This window comes from Variovorax sp. CF079 (assembly GCF_900101545.1).
GTDB lineage: Bacteria > Pseudomonadota > Gammaproteobacteria > Burkholderiales > Burkholderiaceae_C > Variovorax.
The window spans coordinates 1-15,501 of sequence record NZ_FMZU01000012.1; the positions used below are offsets into that span (position 1 = coordinate 1).

General features: G+C 66.9%; 13 protein-coding genes. 12 read left to right on the plus strand and 1 reads right to left on the minus strand.

What is annotated here, in order from left to right; translation table 11 throughout:
• The first annotated feature begins 477 nt into the window (after positions 1–477).
• Positions 478–2,574, plus strand: a complete 2,097-nt coding sequence (gene pilQ / locus BLS74_RS16895; RefSeq protein ID WP_093108295.1) for a type IV pilus secretin PilQ — start codon at positions 478–480, stop codon at positions 2,572–2,574.
• A gap of 154 nt (positions 2,575–2,728) precedes the next feature.
• Here the strand turns inward: pilQ and BLS74_RS16900 are convergent, their stop codons facing one another.
• Positions 2,729–3,886, minus strand: a complete 1,158-nt coding sequence (locus BLS74_RS16900) for a porin (protein ID WP_093108297.1) — start codon at positions 3,884–3,886, stop codon at positions 2,729–2,731.
• A 344-nt stretch (positions 3,887–4,230) separates the two neighbouring features.
• Here BLS74_RS16900 and BLS74_RS16905 point away from each other — a divergent pair, with 344 nt between their 5' ends.
• The 11 genes from BLS74_RS16905 (at position 4,231) to BLS74_RS16955 (ending at position 15,464) form a co-directional block, all read left to right on the plus strand.
• Entirely contained in the window at positions 4,231–5,355 is a 1,125-nt protein-coding gene (locus BLS74_RS16905; protein ID WP_093108298.1) for a TolC family protein, read from the plus strand.
• Complete coding sequence (locus tag BLS74_RS16910; protein ID WP_244503902.1) at positions 5,356–6,099, plus strand: nuclease-related domain-containing protein; 744 nt, start codon at positions 5,356–5,358, stop codon at positions 6,097–6,099. It begins immediately after the preceding gene.
• Between the two features lie 19 nt (positions 6,100–6,118).
• Complete coding sequence (locus BLS74_RS16915; protein ID WP_093108299.1) at positions 6,119–6,859, plus strand: response regulator; 741 nt, start codon at positions 6,119–6,121, stop codon at positions 6,857–6,859.
• A gap of 57 nt (positions 6,860–6,916) precedes the next feature.
• Positions 6,917–8,464: an ATP-binding protein gene (locus tag BLS74_RS16920; RefSeq protein ID WP_093108300.1), complete on the plus strand. Its 1,548-nt coding sequence runs from the start codon at positions 6,917–6,919 to the stop codon at positions 8,462–8,464.
• A complete protein-coding gene (locus BLS74_RS16925) occupies positions 8,461–9,141 on the plus strand; it encodes a response regulator (protein ID WP_093108301.1) in 681 nt (226 codons plus the stop codon). The genes BLS74_RS16920 and BLS74_RS16925 overlap by 4 nt, the downstream gene beginning before the upstream one ends.
• Positions 9,142–9,215: 74 nt before the next feature.
• Complete coding sequence (locus BLS74_RS16930) at positions 9,216–9,500, plus strand: hypothetical protein (RefSeq protein ID WP_093108302.1); 285 nt, start codon at positions 9,216–9,218, stop codon at positions 9,498–9,500.
• Between the two features lie 128 nt (positions 9,501–9,628).
• Positions 9,629–10,657 carry a TRAP transporter substrate-binding protein gene (locus BLS74_RS16935; protein WP_093108303.1) on the plus strand — a complete coding sequence of 343 codons (1,029 nt, stop codon included), beginning with the start codon at positions 9,629–9,631 and terminating at the stop codon, positions 10,655–10,657.
• Between the two features lie 4 nt (positions 10,658–10,661).
• Entirely contained in the window at positions 10,662–12,533 is a 1,872-nt protein-coding gene (locus BLS74_RS16940) for a TRAP transporter large permease (protein ID WP_093108304.1), read from the plus strand.
• Between the two features lie 17 nt (positions 12,534–12,550).
• Positions 12,551–13,648, plus strand: coding sequence for a LacI family DNA-binding transcriptional regulator (locus tag BLS74_RS16945; RefSeq protein ID WP_093108305.1), 1,098 nt, complete (start codon positions 12,551–12,553; stop codon positions 13,646–13,648).
• On the plus strand, positions 13,645–14,643 hold the full coding sequence (locus BLS74_RS16950; protein ID WP_093108306.1) for a hydroxyacid dehydrogenase: 999 nt from the start codon (positions 13,645–13,647) through the stop codon (positions 14,641–14,643). The genes BLS74_RS16945 and BLS74_RS16950 overlap by 4 nt, the downstream gene beginning before the upstream one ends.
• Positions 14,640–15,464 carry an amidohydrolase family protein gene (locus BLS74_RS16955; protein WP_093108307.1) on the plus strand — a complete coding sequence of 275 codons (825 nt, stop codon included), beginning with the start codon at positions 14,640–14,642 and terminating at the stop codon, positions 15,462–15,464. Before BLS74_RS16950 ends, BLS74_RS16955 begins: the two co-directional genes overlap by 4 nt.
• The last annotated feature ends 37 nt before the right edge of the window (positions 15,465–15,501 follow it).

A 15,501-nucleotide genomic window follows, 5' to 3' on the forward strand; every position in this document is an offset into this window, starting at 1 on the left:
GCGGCAGCGAGGCGAAGATGGTGCCGGGCTCCACGCGTTGCAGGCCTTCGACCCGGATGTCGCGTACCGTGAAGGGCTCGACGGCCCAGGCGGCCCAGGCGGCGCATGCGGACACGGCCATGCCGATGAACGCCGCCACGCGACGGAGGCGGAAGCGAGTGCCTGTTGCAGGGATGAATGGGGCGAAGCACGGCGCCGCAGGGGCGGTGCCGTCGGGTGAGCGGCGCACATGCCGAGCGAAGTTCATGGCACCGATGATCGATGCCGAGTTCGGAGAAATCTGGGAGCTGCTCCGCACCGCCGGCGTGGGGCCGCGGCAACAGCGATCGAAGGCTGACGGCGCCGATCTGCGAATTCCTCAATGTCTCCGCAGTTGACACACAAAGTCACAGGGCGAAGACCAGTGCGCTGGAGAGGGGTCACACCCAATCAATGCCGGCACTGGCTGTCCATAACCGCTGCCAACATGAGCTCCAAGTGAACGAACAAAACTCGCCCATCGCGCCATTGCTGCGCACCGCATCTCTTCTGCTCGCGATGGCCGGTGCCGCCGTCGCAGCCCAGGCGCAGAACGCGATCGAATCGGTCACGAGTTCGATGCAATCCGGCTCGGAAGTCATCCGTGTCGATTTCGCGCAGCCGCTGGCCGCGCCGCCGAACGGCTTTTCCGTCCAGTCGCCGGCGCGCATCGCGCTCGATTTCCCGGAGGTCGCGAACGCCGTCGGCCGCTCGGCGATCGACGTCAACCAGGGCAATCTGCGCTCGGTCAACGTGGTGCAGGCGGCTGAGCGAACGCGCCTGGTCCTGAACCTGAAGCAGGCTACCGCGTACAAGGCTGAGATCAAGGGCAAGTCCTTGTTGATTTCGCTGGAGCCCGTTCCGGGCGCCGCATTGGTTGCTTCCACGCCTTCCGCATTTGCCGAGAACCGCAACCGGGACACCTTGCCCTTGCGCGACGTCGATTTCCGCCTGGGCTCGGACAACACCGGCCGCGTGATCGTCGACCTGGCCAACAACCAGGTGGGCGTCGACATTCGCCAGCAAGGCAAGAACCTGGTGGTCGAATTCACCAAGTCGACCCTGCCCGAGGGCCTGCGCCGCCGTCTGGACGTTTCGGACTTCGGCACGCCCGTCCAGTTGGTGACGACGCAGCAGTCCGGCGACCGCGTGCGCATGACCATCGAGCCCAAGGGCGACTGGGAGCACAGCGCCTACCAGAGCGAGAACCAGCTCGTCGTCGAAGTGCGCCCGCGCAAGGTCGATCCGACCAAGCTCGCGCAGGGCGCCGGCTACAGCGGCGAGAAGCTCTCGCTGAACTTCCAGAACATCGAGATCCGCTCGCTGCTGCAGGTGATTGCCGACTTCACGAACTTCAACATCGTGACCTCGGACTCCGTCACCGGCACGCTCACGCTGCGCCTGAAGGACGTGCCCTGGGACCAGGCGCTGGACATCATCCTGGAGGCCAAGAACCTGGGCATGCGCAAGAGCGGCAGCGTGCTGCGCATCGCACCCGAGGACGAGATCAACGCCAAGGAGAAACTCAAGTTCGAGGCGCAGGCCACGATCCAGAACCTGGAGCCGATGCGCACCCAGTCCTTCCAGCTCAACTACACCAAGGCCATCGCGATCGCACAGGGCCTGACCGGCACCGGCACTTCCAGCGGCGGCGGCGCGGGCACGACGACGCGCATTCTCAGCGCGCGCGGCAGCGTGATCGCCGAATCGCGCACCAACCAGCTCTTCGTTTCGGACATCCCCTCGCGCCTCGCGCAGGTGGCCGAGCTGATCCAGAAGCTCGACGTCCCCGTGCGCCAGGTGCTGATCGAGGCGCGCATCGTCGAGGCGTCGGACACCTTCAGCAAATCGCTGGGCGTCAAGTTCGGCGGGTCGTCCAGGGGCAGCCGCAGCTCGATCGGCACCCAGCCCACGACGAGCAGCGACGGCACCGCCTCCTTTTCGGAGACCTCCACCAGCAATTTCGTCAACCTGCCGGCGAGCAGCTCAAGCGGCGCCTCGGTGGGAAGCTTTGCCGTCTCCCTCTACAACGCCAGCATGTCGAAGATCCTGAACCTCGAAATATCCGCGCTGGAAGAGGATGGCAAGGGCAAGGTCGTGGCGAGCCCGCGCGTCGTCACCGCCGACCAGACCAAGGCCCTGATCGAACAGGGCACCGAGCTTCCCTACCAGGTGGCCACTTCGAGCGGTGCCACCTCGGTCGCGTTCAGGAAAGCGAACCTCAAGCTCGAGGTCACGCCGCAGATCACGCCGGAAGGCAACATCATCCTGACGCTGGACGTGAACAAGGATTCCGTCGGGCAATCGACAACCGCCGGCTACGCGATCAACACCAAGCATGTGCAGACCGAAGTGCTGGTCGACAACGGCGGGACGGTCGTGATTGGCGGCATCTTCGAACTGACGGACAACAACGACGAGTCGCGCGTTCCGGTGCTGGGCGAACTCCCGGTCGTCGGCACCTTGTTTCGATCGCGCACGCGCGAGATGAAGAAGACCGAGCTCCTGATCTTCATCACGCCGAAGATGATTGCCGACCGCAACGCGGCCAGGTAGGCATCCAGCCCGAAACCTCCGGGGTTTCTCGCCTTGGCAATCGGCAGGGGAGCCGTGATGCCAGGCACGGCAAATGGCACCACTCGGGGCGCTAGGTTGATGACAAGGCCGGGTCGCGACGGGGCAGAGTCCCGTCGCGACTCGTAGTGCGCTATCAGAAAGCGTGGCGGATGCCGAAGTCGTAGCCGGTGGAGGAGCGCGGCAGGCCCGTGTAGCTCACGCCGTTGCTGCTGTAGCCCGTGGTGATCGCCGAACTCAGGCTGCCGGTGTAGGCCGCATCGTTGCGGTTGTTCACGCGCGCGACGGTGGCGTACAGCGCGGTGCGCTTGGACAGGTTGTGCACATAGCCCAGGGCCAACTTCTGAACGCGCGGATCCTCGCCGGTGATGCCGGCGGCGCCTTCGTTGTAGCGGACCGTGGAGTACGACGCGCGGATCAGGCCTGCACCCACGGGAACGGTCGCGCCGATCAGGTAGCCGTTGTAGCTGTCATGAGCGTTGCCGAGCGCGGTATCGAACTTGTTCTGCACGTTCGAGAGTTCACCGAACAGCTTGACCGGCCCGAAGTCGTAGGACGCGCCGAGGTTGATGGTCTGCACCTTGCGCGTGAGTGCCAGGGTGTCGACGGCGATGTTCTGGCCCGCCGACACTGCGACGTCCAGCGGCCCGTTCGCCCAGCCGAAGCGCCCACCGATGTAGCGCCCGGCGTTGCTGTTGGTCGACGCCGTGTCGGCCGCCGTGCTGCTGTCGGTGTTCTCGTGCAGGCTGTACTGGAGCTGGCCGTAGAAGCCGCCCAGGTTCGGCGGCAGGAAGTAGCCGATCGAGTTGCTGGCGCGCACGTAGTTCGTGTTGTTCAGGCCGGTGCTGCCGTTGACGGAGCTGATCACGTTGGTGCCCGATCCGTTGGTGCCGAAGGGGTCGAACACGGTGTCGTTCCAGAAGGTGGGCGTGTAGTCGCGGCCCAGGCGCAGTTCGCCGAAGCCGCCGGACAGGCTCACCGTCGAGCGGCGGTTGAAGGTGGAGATGCCCGTCGCGCCGTCGTCGTTGGTGATCGGCGCTTCGAGCCAGAAGCTGGCGGCGAGGCCGCCGCCGAGGTCTTCGGTGCCGCGGAAACCGATGCGGCTCGAGTTGTAGCCGGAATTGGAGAGCGTCGTCCTGGTCTGCTTGGAGCTGGCGCCGGTCGCCGCATCTCGTGAAGTCGCAGATTGATAGCTGACGCCGGCGTCAACGACGCCGAACATCGTGACGGACGACTGCGCAGCGGCCAGGCCGGTCACAGCGAGAGCGGCGATTGCCGTAAGGGATTTTTTCATTCAGGTTTTCTCCGGTTTCGAACGAGGCACGACCTCTTCGAGCCATGACCCGCTCAACAGGCCGAAATTGGTCCAGGTGCGAGGCGATCCTGGACAACATCGCGACCGCCCTCATCGGGCAGCTGGTCGGATGGTCTCGTTCAAAGTTGGAGGAATCTGGTAAGTGCGGGATGCATCGCATTGCCCGTTGTTTGTACGCACCATCTGCAAAGCGTCGGCTTGGAACCTCGTCTCAGCGAGCCGCTTAGATTTCTCCCCATTCGCACGAAATGATGTCGGCATCGCCCGCTGTCGCAACGCGAAAGCGCGAGCGGTTGAAGACCGACTGCTGGAGATCCACACACATGATTCGCTCCTGGCCACTGATGGCAGTGATCTGCGGCACGCTGGCGCTTGGCTGCGCCGACACAAGCCGCGCTACGACGAGTTCCAATTCGGCCCTCGAAGTCGCATCGTTCCTCGACGGCGCGATGCCCTCCCGTTCGCAGTCTTGGTGGTCCGGCTTTGACGACGAGACGATGAACGAGCTGATCGGGATGGCACGCCGGCATCCAGCTTCGACGAGCGCTGCGAGGCCGCTGAATGCAGTGCCTGTCGAGATCGGTGTTGCCGCCGCATACGTCTCGCTCAGGGTACAGGCCTTCAGCCTGACGTACCTGGAGAACGCGCGATCCGCCGTCACACGGCAGTTGCAGCTGATGATTGCGAGCAATCCGGAGCACGATGACTTCATCAAGGAACTCGTCGGCCGCAAGACCAAGGCTGACGATGCGATCAGGAAGATCAGGGCGCAGCGCGAAATCCATATCGCGTTTCTTGCCGCCCAGTGCGGCATGTCGGAAGCGGCCCTGACCGACGTCATCGGCGCCGCCCTCGCAGACCGGACGAGAACGCTTCCCAAGTTCCTTGCGCCGGTGCCGAGTGCGCTGCCGGAGGGGTTGCTCGCAAACCGCGACGATGTCAATCTCGCTGCGGCGCTCTACGGCATCGACTCGGCGGCAGCACTCGCCGACGCGATCGAGACCACGGATGCGTCGAGCGAGCGCGCGGCGAACGATGAGGCTCAGGCGGCGCTCCTCGGCCATCCCCTCTATCTCGCCATCGTGGCCCAGGCGCGAAACGAAGTGTCCGAGGCCTTGCAGCGCCTGCAAACGCAAAGCGATATCGCGAACGCCGCATACAACCGGATGCGCGACGCGAATGCCGAATTCGAGGCGGCCAAGAAGCGCCGCGATCGGGGCGAAATGTCGGAAATCCAGCTCATGGAGGATTTCCTGGGACTGTTGCAGCATCTGCAAATGGTCGCCGTCGCCAACGGCGATCTCGCGGTCGCTTGGATCGCACTCTTTGCTCGGCTGGGCAACGGAACGTCGATCGACGGCAGCCCGGCTTCGAGATCGGCGCTGCTCGATGCTCTACCTAAAGTCTCCCAAAAGACGCGTGATCCTCGGGATTCGAAGGAGCCCTGAATGACCACCATTTCCTTGCAGAGAACGCACGGCGGCGCAGTGTCCATGCTGCCCCGCCACGGATACCCGACATCGGACCCGGTCCAGAGCCCATACCGCATCCCCGGCACAGCGTCTTTCCACGAGCTGGCGGCATCGCTGGGCGTGCAGCAGCTCGTCCGTACATTCGGTCCTGCGTTCCCTCACATGCGCGTCTTGCGGGACCTCGTCATCCCGATGCCCGCAGCTTGCCCGGTGCGCACCGCCAGGATCGATGCCGTGATCGTGTGCGAAACCGGCGTCTATCTCTTCGAGATCAAGGCTTGGCGAAACGCCTTTGTCTACCGGAAGAACTCCGACCAGGCGCCGCCGCGCTGGTTCTTGCGCCTCCATGGGTGCAGCAGGGCTCGCGAGGTCTCGGACCCTGCCTTGCAGGGCGGCCGCAAGACCACGCAACTGCGAAGCCTGCTGCCCGACGACCTGAGGCTGCAGTATTTCGTCCTGCTGCCTTGCGAAGGCGTCGAGCTCGAAGGCGTGATGCCGGCCGCCATCGTCACGCATCAGGACCTGTCCTATATCGCGCGCCTGGCACGCAACAACGGCCGTACCGCGCGAAGCTATCCGCTCCTGAGTGCCGATGCCATCGAACGGACGGTGCAATTGCTGGTGGACATCCAGGGCGAGCTGACGATCGACGACCACATGCACAACTGCAGGGAAGGCAGGGAAGGCAGGGAAGGAGCCTCGGCCCTGACGACTCAATGAGTCGCGTCCCGGCAACCTGATGGCCCGCATCGTCATCGTCGAGGACCAACTCGACATCGCATCGGTCGTTCAGGACTACCTGCGCGCTGCGGGTTACGAAACCACGCATTTCGCCGATGGCCAAGGTGCGCTCGAGCACATCGTCGAATCGCCGCCCGACCTGACACTGCTCGATATCGGGCTGCCACGCCTCGATGGCATCGAAGTACTTCGCAGCGCGCGCGAGCACACCGACCACCCGGTCATCATGGTCACTGCCCGGATCGAGGAGCTCGACCGCCTGCTCGGCCTCGAGCTCGGTGCCGATGACTATGTGTGCAAACCCTTTTCTCCGCGCGAGCTGGTCGCACGCGTGGGCGCTGTGTTGCGGCGCTTTTCCCCCAACGATGCAAGGACCCGAACCAGGCAGGACCTGCCAGGCCTGGTGCTCGACGGCGTGTACTGGCGAGCCTCGCTCGACGGAACAGCGCTCAATCTGACGCGCCGCGAGTTCAGCCTCCTGCAGGTGCTGTCGCGGCATCCGGGCCGCATCTATTCGCGAGCACGCCTGCTCGAACTCACGTTCAGCGCCGGAGCCGACGTGACCGATCGTGCGATCGACAGCCACGTCAAGAACCTGCGGCGCAAACTTGGCGTCGTCACGCCCACGCACGAGTGGATCCGATCGGTCTATGGCGCAGGGTTTGCGTGGGAGCCTCCGCTCGGACCTTCTCCCAATTTCCTCCCAATTCGGCTTCCAACATCCGCCCGCCGCGCGTGATGGAACTGCCGCCACGCGCGTGCCGCAGAATGCGGCCATGCGCCGACCTCCCCACCAATGCCACGCCTGACGCTCAGCAGAAAGATCTTCTTCGCCCTGGCCACCCTGCTGGTCGTCCTGCTGCTGCTTTCCGCGGCCTTTTCCATCTTTGCGCTGCAGCGCGGCCTGGGCCCCTATGTCGCGGAGATCGAGATCCGCCGCATGGACTGGCTGGCGCAGTTGCTGCAGAAGCACTACGCCGCCAACGGCAGCTGGGACAAGCTGCGCAAGGACGAGGGCGCCTGGCATCGGCTGCAGATGGGGGATCCGGGCACGGCGCAGGTCGAGACCCGCGACAAGGACGATGCCCGGCTGCCGCCGTGGTACGCACGGCCGCGGCGCTTCGAAGACCGTCCTCCGCCTGGTTTCGCGCCGCAGCTGGAGCTCTTGCCCAGGCATTTCATGCCTCCGCCTCCGCCCGGCTTTTTCGCCGATCCGCGAGAAGCGGCAGATTCGATCTACCAGCGGCTGGGCGTGGTGGACGCATCCGGCGCACGGGTCGCCGGCGCCAGCGTCGATATGGCGTCGGCCGCCCTGCTGCCGATACGCAGCGGCCGCCTGGTCATCGGCCATCTGGTGCTGGCGCCCGTCGAAGGACTCGACAGCGAAGCCGACCGGGCGTTCTTCGCGCGCCAGTCGGGGGTCATCGTGCTGACCGGCCTCGTCGGCCTGGTCTTCGCGCTGGTGCTGTCCTGGCAGTTGGCGCGGCGCTGGCTCAGCCCGATCGATGCGCTCACGCAGGGTGCGCAGGACGTGGCGCGCGGACGGCTCGGCACCCGCGTGCAGGTGCGCGGTTCGGACGAACTGGCCTTGCTGGGCCGCACCTTCAACAACATGGCCGAGCGCCTGGACACGGTCGAGACCTCGCGGCGCGCCTGGCTGGCGGACGTGGCGCACGAGCTGCGCACGCCGCTCGCCGCCATGCGCGCCGAGATCGAGGCCTTGCAGGATGGCGTGCGCAGCTTCGACGATCGCACCGCATTGCGGCTGCACCGGCAGGTCATGCGGCTGGGCCAGCTGGTCGACGACCTGCGCAGCAGCATGCGCGATCCGCCGGCCGAATCGTTGACGAAGGCGCCCGTCTTTCCGCTCACCTTGCTGAAGGAGGCCTTGGCCATGACGCGCAATCGCTTCGCCCAGCACCGCATTGCGGTGGATGCGCAGGCTATCGAGGCCCTGGCGGCACAATCGCAACCGGTGGTCGACGGCGATGCGCATCGCCTGCACCAGGTCTTCATGAACCTGCTCGAAAACACACTCTCCTACACCGATGCGGGCGGCGCTCTGCGCATCGGCGCCGCCGTCGAAGGCAGCAGCGGCGCGCAGCGGCTGGTGCTGCGCTTCGACGACAGCGCGCCGGGCGTCGCGGCCGACGAGCTGCCGCGGCTGTTCGAGCGGCTGTTCCGCGCCGAAGGGTCGCGCAGCCGCGCGCTGGGCGGCTCCGGCCTCGGCCTGTCCATCTGCCACGCCACGATCGAGGCGCACGGCGGCGAGATCGACGCCTCGGCGTCTCCCCTCGGCGGCGTGCAGATCACGCTGTGGCTCCCGCTGGCGCCAACGTCATGAGCCGAATCCTCATCGTCGAAGACGAAGCCGACATCGCCTCGGTGCTGCAGGACTACCTGCGCCATGCCGGCCACGAGACCGAGCACATGGCCGATGGCCACAGCGCGCTGGCCCGCATGCTCGAGGCGCCGCCCGACCTCAGCCTGCTGGACATCATGCTGCCGGGCCTCGATGGCCTGAGTGTGCTGCGGCAGGCCCGCGTGCACACCCGGCACCCGATCATCATGCTCACCGCGCGCATCGAGGAGGTCGACCGCCTGCTTGGCCTGGAACTGGGCGCCGACGACTACGTGTGCAAGCCCTTCTCGCCGCGCGAAGTCGTAGCGCGCGTGAAGGCTGTTCTGCGGCGCGTTCAAACCGAAGAGGCGGCGGACAAGGCGACCGCGTCCCTCCAGTTGGACGACGTGCACTGGCGCGCATCGCTGAACGGCACCGCGCTCAACCTGACGCGGCGCGAGTTCCGTCTGCTGCAGGCGATGTCTCGGCACCCCGGCCGCATCTTCTCGCGCGCCCGGCTCCTGGAACTGGCCTACGAGGACGACGCCGACGTGTCCGAACGGGCCGTGGACAGCCACGTCAAGAACCTGCGCCGCAAGCTCTCGTGCGCCGCACCCTCGCACGACTGGATCCGTTCCGTCTACGGTGTGGGCTTCGCGTTCGAGGCGCCGCTCGAATAGGAATAGGAAACCCTTCCCAGATTTCTCCCAAGTCGATTCGCACACTTCGTCCCATCCCTCGACTGGATGAACGAATGAAAACGACACACGCCTGCACGGCCCTTCTGCTGGCCGCGACCTTGACGGGTTGCATCATGCTGCCGCCCCCGCCTCCACCGTTCGCGCCGCCGCCCCGGCCCGGCGCTTCGATGCCGCCCTTCGCCTACCGCGGACCGCCTCCGGAAGTGTCGGACGCCTGCGCCGGCCAAGCCGAAGGCGCGCGCTTCGAGATGCCGGGGCGGCGCGGCGACACCCTCTCGGGCACCTGCGAGCGAGCTCCCGATGGCAGGCTGATCCTGAGGCCGGACGGTTCGCGCTGACATTTCCCCGCGGAGGGCGGGGAAACCCTGATCGGCAGCCAGCTTGTATATCGATATAGTAAACCGGTACAGTAAATCGATACACCGCGATTCTGTGCACTCTTTCGATACAAGACTGGAGACAAAGCATGGTTTCGATCCCACGCCGCCGATTCGTGCATGCGGGCGCTGCCGCATCGCTGGCCGCCCTTGCAGGATTTCCTGCCCTCGTCCGCGCGCAATCGACCATTGCGCTGCGCTTCTCCTCCTCGATGCTGGCGGACGACAACGCCGCCCACTACGTGTGGTGCCAGCGCCTGCAGGCCAATCTCAAGGCGGCCGTCGGCGACGCCATCCGCATCGACTACTTCCCCAACAACCAGCTGGGCAAGGAAAGCGACGTGGTTCAGCAGGTGAAGGTCGGCTCGGTCGACATGATGGTGACCGGCTCCTCCATCTTCGCCACCATCTCGCCCGAGATCGGCATGCTCGACCTGGGCTACCTGTTCGACAGCTACGCCCATGCCGGCAAGGCGCTCGAAGGCCCGGCCGGGACAACCCTCAACGAACTGCTGCAGAAGCGCTCGGGCTGCACCATCCTGACCTGGGCCTCGCACTTCGGCGCGCGCAGCGTCTACACCAAGGCACCGGTCAAGTCGCTGGCGGAGATCAAGGGCGTGAAGCTGCGCGTGCTGCCCACGCCGGCCTTCATCGAGACTTTCAAGCTGATGGGCGCGATCCCCACCCCGATTCCCTTCGGCGAGCTCTACATGGCGGCGCAGACCGGCGTGGTCGACGGCTTCGAGCACGATGCGGCCACGGTGCTGGCCAGCAAGCTCAACGAGGTGGTCAAGTCCTGCTGGCTCACCGAGCACCTGTTCAGCCCGATGGTGGTGGTGATCGGCAAGCGCGGCATGGACAAGATCCCCGCCAGCCTGCGCCCGGCCTTCCTGAAGGCGGTCCACGATGCGACCACGCAGCAGCGCGCCATCGCGAGCGACAAGGGCAAGGCCGCGATCGAGGAACTGCAGCGCAAGGGCATGAGCTTCTTCCCGATGGCCGCGGCCGACCGCGCCGCTGTGCGCAAGGAGATGGAAAGCAGGCTCTGGGCCGACTTCGCCAAGCAGTACCCGGTGACGGCGCCGCTCTTCGCTGCCGTCAACGCGGCCAGGGCCTGAGACCATGTCCGCGGTTGCCGCACCCGCGCTGGGCTTTCGCCACGACACCGTCTCGGGCGGCTGGCTCAGCGCACTGAACCGCTGGACCGAGATCCTGTCGGCCGTCGTGCTGGCGGCCGACGTGGTCGTGGTCTTCCTCTCGGTCGTGTTCCGCTACTTCCTGCACGACCCGGTGGACTGGGCCGAGGAGATCGCACGTGCGCTGATGATCGTGCTGGTCTTCTTCGGCGCTGCCACCGTGCTCGCGCGCAGCCAGCACGTGGGCATCGACCTGTTCCGCCACCTGCTGCCCGCGCACTGGCAGCCGGCGCTGATGCAGGTGAGCCACTGGATCATCGCGGGCGTGGCCGCGAGCCTCTTCGTCTCGTCGACCCTGCTGCTCGTCGACACCTACGGACAGACCACCTCGATCGGCCTGCCGCAATGGCTCTACGTCTATCCGGTGGTGATCGGCAGCCTGTTCATGACGCTGTTCGGCCTGGCCAATGCGCTCAACGGTCCGCGCCGCGTGGTGCTCGGTACGCTGGCTGCCTGCGTGCTGCTCGCGGCGACGGTCTTCGGCTGGAACGCGCTGGTGCCGCAGCATGCGATCCCGAGCGGCCTGCTGCTGGCGGCCGGCTTCATCGGCGGGCTGGTGCTGGGCGTGCCGATCGGCTTCGTGCTGGCCTTCTCGGCGCTGCTCTACTTTCTCTCCGATCCTTCGCTGCCGATGCTGATCTACTCGCAGCAGGTCATGGCCGGCACCGACCACTTCGTGCTGCTGGCCATTCCCTTCTTCGTGCTGGCCGGCCTGCTGATGGAGTCCAACGGCATGTCCTCGCGGCTGATCGAGCTGCTGCTGCGCATCTTCGGCCGCGTGCGCGGCGGGCTGGGCCTGATCACCATCACCGCGACTGCCTTCTTCTCGGGTGTGTCGGGCTCCAAGCTGGCCGACATCGCCGCGGTGGGCGGCATCGTGATGCCGGCGGTGCGCCGCACCAAGCAGGACCCGAATGAAGCCGCGGGCCTCTTGGCCTGCACGGCCGTGATGGCCGAGACCATCCCGCCCTGCATCAACATGATCATCATGGGCTTCGTGGCCAACATCTCGATCGCCGGCCTTTTCATGGCCGGCCTGGTGCCCGCGGCCGTGATGGCGCTGACGCTGGGCGCGCTGGCGATCATCGTCGGGCGCAAGATCAATCCCGACGATGCCTTCGAAAAGCGCACGCCGCTTTTCAAACTGCTCGGCGGCGCGCTGGTCGCGATCGTCATGGTGGGCATGATCGGCAAAGGCGTGACCTCGGGCGTCGCGACCTCGACCGAGGTCTCGGCCTTCGCCGTGGTCTATGCGCTGGTGGTCGGCAGCCTGGCCTTCCGCGAGCTCAGCGCGCGCGCCATGGCGCAGCTCTTCGTGCGCTCGGCCTCGATGGCGGGCAGCATCCTGTTCATCGTCGCGGCCGCGTCCAGCGTGTCCTTCGCGCTGACCATCGAGCAGATCCCGCAGCTGGTGTCGTCCACCATGATCGCCTTCGCGCAGCAGTACGGCAGCGTGATGTTCATCCTGCTGTCGGTGGCGATCATGATCGTCTTCGGCGCCGTGCTCGAAGGCGCGCCGGCGCTGATCATCTTCGGCCCGCTGCTGACGCCGATCGCGCAGCAGCTGGGCATCAACCCGCTGCACTTCGGCACGGTGATGGTGATCGCGATGGGCCTGGGCCTGTTCGCGCCGCCCATCGGTCTCGGCCTGTTCGCCACCTGCGCGATCACCGGCACCGAGGTGAAGAACGTGGCCCGGCCCATGATGAAATACCTGGCAGTGCTCCTGGTGACGCTGGTCGTGCTGGTGCTCGTCCCGTCGTTCTCCTTGTGGCTCCCGAACCGGCTCGGGCTGTAGCCGAGAAAACCGAATTCATGACCACCATCCAGGACGTCGCCCGCCATGCCGCCGTGTCGGTGAGCACCGTGTCCAACGTGCTCAATGGCCGCACCGACCGCATGCGCGCCGAAACGCTGGCGCGCGTCGAGGCGTCGATCCAGGCGCTGCAGTTCCGGCCCAGCAAGCTGGCCCAGCAGCTGAAGACCGGACAGACGCCGCTCCTGGGCCTGCTGGTGCCGTCGATGGCGAACCCGATGTACGGCTACATCGCGCGCGAGATCGAAAGCATCGCGCAGGAGCGCTTCGGCTTTCGCCTCCTGATCGGCAGCACCTACCGCGACCGCGAGAAGGAAAGCGCCTTCTTCGAAGACCTGCTGGCGCACGGCGTGCGGCGCGTGATCGTGATCTCCTCGCTGGCCGACGAGCGCCACTTCGAGTCGGCGGTGGAGCGCGGCATGGTGGTGGTGAGCTACGACCGCGGCGCGACGCCGGGCAAGCCTTCGAAGGTGGGCCACGTGATGCCCGACAACTTCGAGGCCGCGCGCCTGGCGACGCAGCACCTGATCGACAAGGGCCACCGGCGCCTGGCCTTCGCCACCGTGGCCGGCATGACCATGAGCCGCAGCGCCAAGATCGACGGCTTCTTCGCCGCCGCCGAGGCCGCAGGCCTGCGTGCGAGTGCTCAGGTGCTCGACGGCGGCGCGCTCAACGAATACGGCGATTCGGTGATCGCCGAGGTCGGCCGCGCGACCGCGCTGCAGATCGCAGGCCTACCCGAGCATCCGACAGGCATCGTCGCGCTCAACGACCTGATGGCCCTCGGGCTGATGGCGGGACTGCGCGAAGCCGGCCTGCGCGTGCCGGAGGAGGTTTCGGTGGTGGGCATCGACGGCCTGTTCCTCGCGACCTTGTCGAACCCGATGCTGAGCACGGTGCAGTTGCCGGTGCGCGAGATGGCGCGCGCCATGGTCGAGCGCGTGATGCAACACCCGAGCGAGGCCGGCGAGGACGAACGCGAGCAGGTCTTCGCCGAAGTTCAACTGATCGAACGCGAGTCCGTCGCGCCGCCGCCGCCCGCGGCCGGCCGGCCCCGCAGCACAAGAAAAACAAAGCCCGAGAAGGCAGCCACATGACGACCGTTTTCGTGACGCATCCAGCCGACAAGCTGACGCAGTACTTCGGCCCCAAGGCCACCCAGGCGCTGGAGGCGATCGCCGAAGTGCGCTTCAATCCCGAGGCGCGCGAGCTCTCGACGCCCGAACTGGTGGCCGCGGCGCAGGGCTGCGATGCGCTGATCGCGTACCGGCAGACGCCCGGCCCCGAATCGCTCTTCCGCGACCTGCCGCAGTTGGCCGCCTTCGTGCGCTGCGCGGTCGACATCCGCACCGTCGACGTCCAGGCCGCGAGCCGGCACGGCGTGCTGGTGACGCAGGCCAGCCCGGGCTTCGTGCCGGCGGTTGCCGAGTGGATCGTCGCCGCGATGGTCGACCTCGCCCGCGGCATCGGGCGCTACACGCAGGCCTATCACCGCGGCGAGCCGCCGGCGCCCTTCATGGGCCGGCAGTTGCGCGCGTCGACGCTGGGCATCATCGGCTTCGGTGCGATCGGCCGTTATCTCGGCGATCTGGCGCAGGCCTTCGGCATGCGCGTGCTGGTCAACGATCCGCAGCCGATCGCCAGGCAGCCGATGCGCGAGCAGGTCGCGCTGCCGGCGCTGCTGGCGCAGTCCGACTTCGTCGTCTGCCTGGCGCCGGCCAACGCGCAGACCGAGAAGCTCATGAACGCCGAAGCCTTCGCGGCCATGAAGGCGGGCGCCTTCTTCATCAATGCGGCGCGCGGCGAGCTGGTTGACGACGAGGCCCTGCTCGCCGCGCTCGAATCCGGCCGCCTGGCCGGCGCCGCGCTCGACGTCGGGCGCGCGCCCGACCAGATGCCCGCGCCGGCGCTCGCGCGCCATCCGCGCGTCGTCGCCACGCCGCACATCGGCGGGCTCACGCTGCCGGCGGTGGAGCACCAGGCGCTCGAGACCGTGTCTCAGATCGCCGCGCTGATGCGCGGCGAGATGCCGCCCGGCGCCGTGAATGCGGCGCATGCCACGCGGATTGCGCAATGGAGGCTTGCCGCATGACGATTGCTCCCATCGACTACGCCGGCGCCTGCGATTGCCATGTCCACATCTACGAAGACGCCTGGCCGCTCGCGCCGACCGCGACCTTCAAGCCGCCGCATGCGCCGGCCTCGGCCTACCGCGAGGTGCAGCAGGCGCTCGGCCTCACGCGCACCATCGTGGTCCAGCCCACGGGCTACGGCTTCGACAACCGCTGCACGCTGTCGGCGCTGGAGCAGCTGGGCGCCGAGGCGCGCGGCATCGCGGTGGTGCCGCCCGAGGTGGCCGATGCCGAGCTCGAGCGCCTGCACCGTGCCGGCATGCGCGGCGTGCGCTTCATGATGTTGTCGGGCGGCCTGCTGCCCTGGTCCAGTCTGGAGGGCATGGCCGCGCGGATCGCGCCGCTTTCCTGGCACATCAACCTGCAGCTCGACGGGCGCGAGCTGCCGCAGCACATGGCGATGCTGGCGCGCCTGCCGGGGCGCTTCGTCATTGACCACATCGGCAAGTTCCTCGGACCCGTGGCGCTCGACGGCGAGGCCGTGGGCACACTCTGCCGCCTGCTCGACAAGGGCAACTGCTGGATCAAGCTGGCCGCGCCCTACGAGACCTCCAAGAGCGGCCCGCCCGCGTACGCCGACGCTGTGCCGCTCGCGCGCCTGCTGGCCCGGCGCTATCCCGAGCGCTGCGTCTGGGCCAGCAACTGGCCGCATCCCAACGTCAAGCCCGAGCCCTCCAATGCGGCCCTGCTCGACTGGGCGCTGGCGCTCTTCGACAGCGAAGCCGCGCGCCGCAAGCTGCTGGTGGACAACCCGGCCGAGCTCTACGGCTTCGCCGCCTAGGCCTTACGACGCGCAACGCCGCGTTCCTACATGCGGC